Annotated in this window: 3 protein-coding genes; 2 read left to right on the top strand and 1 reads right to left on the bottom strand. The window is 61.8% G+C overall.

Features of this window, described 5'->3' with window-relative positions:
• Positions 1–265: DinB family protein (locus ACIQ17_RS33005; protein WP_398473791.1), on the top strand; the 265-nt coding region annotated here is incomplete at its 5' end.
• An 18-nt stretch (positions 266–283) separates the two neighbouring features.
• Here ACIQ17_RS33005 and ACIQ17_RS33000 read toward each other — a convergent pair.
• Positions 284–1,189 carry a LysR family transcriptional regulator gene (locus ACIQ17_RS33000; protein WP_398473793.1) on the bottom strand — a complete coding sequence of 302 codons (906 nt, stop codon included), beginning with the start codon at positions 1,187–1,189 and terminating at the stop codon, positions 284–286.
• Between the two features lie 131 nt (positions 1,190–1,320).
• Here ACIQ17_RS33000 and ACIQ17_RS32995 point away from each other — a divergent pair.
• Positions 1,321–2,505 (top strand): allophanate hydrolase (locus tag ACIQ17_RS32995; RefSeq protein ID WP_398473790.1); only part of this gene is annotated, 1,185 nt, incomplete at its 3' end.

The following is a 2,505-nucleotide window of genomic DNA, read 5'->3' as shown; positions in this document are numbered from 1 at the left end:
CGACCTTGGGACGTTGGTCAAGGAGCAGTCTGAAATCAATCAATGGTATCTCGCTTGGGCAAAAAGCCAGACGCCCGAGCTACTCGGCGAGCGCCTGAGCTTCAATTTCGTATCGGGCAAAGCTGCTGAAATGACCCGCGGCGGCATGTTCCTGCATATCATCAACCACAAGACCTATCACCGAGGCTGGGTTGCGGAGATGTTCTTCGACTCCGGGATCAACCCACCCGAGACGGATCTCTGCGTCTTCTTGACGGAAGCATGAGCCGCCAGTCGAGCGCCGCTACTCCGCGATCGGATCATGCCGCGCCAGATGGTTGCTGAGCTGATCGGCGAATTTTGCTGCAGCGACCGACAGCACACGCCCACGCAACTGACCGAGAACGATCTGAAGCGGCGCGAGATCACGCATGTCGATCGGCCGGGCATAGATGCGACTGTCCTCTTGCGGAATGCCGCTCAGGATCTGAAACGTCACCGCTTGCTCGCGCATGACGAAATTGCGCAGAAATTCCAGCGAACCGGATTCGATCTGGGTGTCGGCCTCAATTTGGCGGCGCGAACGCGCCACGTCCAACAAGTGGCGGATCGCAAGGGTCTGGTCCGGCATGGCCACCGGGAAAGCAAAGCATTCCCGCAGACGGATGGTGCCCGGCCGGGCCAATGGATGGTCAGCTCGAAACAGCGCGCAAAGCGGCTGCTCAGTCGCGAGCAGGATTCGCATGTCCGCCGCCGGCGGTGGATTCAGCAACAGGGCCAGGTCGGCCTCGAAGCTGCTCAACGCAGCGGCGCCCAGGATGTGGTCGCGCACCACCACCGTGAACGTCACCTGCGGAAATTGAGATCGGTAGGTGGCAATCTCTTCAGGCAGCACGTTGTCGACAAAGGCCTGACTGCACGCCACGGAGACATGACCACGCCGGACTCCCGACAGATCGGCGATCTGCGATTTGAGGCGGTCGAAATCGGCACTCTGGTCGCGAATATGCCGGATCAGGAGCTCGCCGGCCGCATTCAGCCGCATGCCCTGCGGGAGCCGCTCGAACACCATCGTCCCGAATTCGTCCTCGAAATCCTGGATCTTCCGGGTCAGGGCCGATGGCGTGATGTTGAGATGCTCGGCGGCTCCGCGGATCGAACCGCGACGTGCCACTTCGGAAATGTACTGGAAAAGTTTGAGGTGACGCATGCGAGCCCGCTCGAAAAAGGGCCAATTATGAGACTGTTGCACTTTTAGCAACGAGCCGATCAGAATCAAGCACTGGATCGCAACAGATCGGCAGTTATCGTTTCATGGTCATTCAGATTGCCATGAGAGCCATGACCCGAAACGCCTCAACAGCCATTCCGCGCGTGCAGCCGCCCCCGATAGCGCTCAGTGACATTGCCTCCTTTCGGGCCGCCTATGCTTCGGCACAGGATCCGGGCGACGTCCTGCGTGCGGTCTACGGCCGGATCGACGCGTTCGGCCAGAGCCAGGCCTGGATCAGCCGGTTGCCCTTGGACGCCGCGCTGCAGATGCTTGGCGATGCTGTCGCCCGCAAGGTAAAGGGCGAGGACCTGCCGCTGTTCGGCATTCCGTTTGCCGTGAAGGACAATATCGATGTTGCCGGTCTCGCGACCACGGCTGGCTGCGCCGAATTCGCCTATCACCCAGAGCGGCATGCCTTTGTGGTGCAGCAATTGATCGCCGCCGGCGCCATTCCTGTCGGCAAGACCAATCTCGACCAGTTCGCCACCGGCATCAACGGCACCCGGTCGCCATTCGGCATTCCCACCTGCGTGTTCGACGACCGCTATATTTCGGGAGGCTCCAGCAGCGGATCGGCGGTGACCGTCGCCGGCGGGCTGGTGCCGTTCTCTCTCGGCACCGACACCGCTGGCTCCGGCCGCATCCCTGCTGCCTTCAACAATATCGTCGGCCTGAAGCCGACCAAGGGCCTGTTCTCGAGCAGCGGACTGGTGCCCGCGGCACGCAGCCTCGATTGCATCACCGTCTTCGCGACCAGCATTGACGATGCCGTCACCGTCTCCGAGATCGCGTCGGGCTTCGATGCGGAGGACGCATTTTCACGGCAGGCACCGGCTGCGACCTGGTCGGTCGCCGGCCAGCGGGAGCGCTTCCGCTTCGGTGTGCCGAGCAAGGCGTACTTGGAGTTCTTCGGGGATGCCGAGGCCGAGGCATTGTTCGATGCTGCCATTGCTCGGATGGAAGCGATCGGCGGCACGCGCGTGACATTCGACTATGCGCCGTTCCGCAACACGGCCGAACTCCTTTATGCCGGACCGTGGGTCGCCGAGCGGCTGGCCGCCATCTCCGATTTCGCCAGGGACCATGCCGACGCGATCAACCCGGTGGTGCGCGACGTCATCATGGTGGCGAAGACCATGACGGCAGAAGACGCTTTCAAGGGCCAGTATCGTCTGGCTGAACTGATGCGCGAGGCTGAACAGACCTGGCAGTCGATTGACGTGATGTTGCTGCCGACGGCACCGACGATCTAC

The organism is Tardiphaga sp. (assembly GCF_044340795.1).
Classification (GTDB): Bacteria; Pseudomonadota; Alphaproteobacteria; order Rhizobiales; family Xanthobacteraceae; genus Tardiphaga.
Note: the sequence above shows the minus strand (reverse complement) of the source record. Positions and strands in the feature narration are given on the sequence as shown.

What these genes read in the sequence shown, in the direction of transcription:
- ACIQ17_RS33000 (WP_398473793.1), bottom strand. Translation starts at nt 1,189, where the DNA reads ATGCGTCACCTCAAACTTTTCCAGTACATTTCCGAAGTGGCACGTCGC.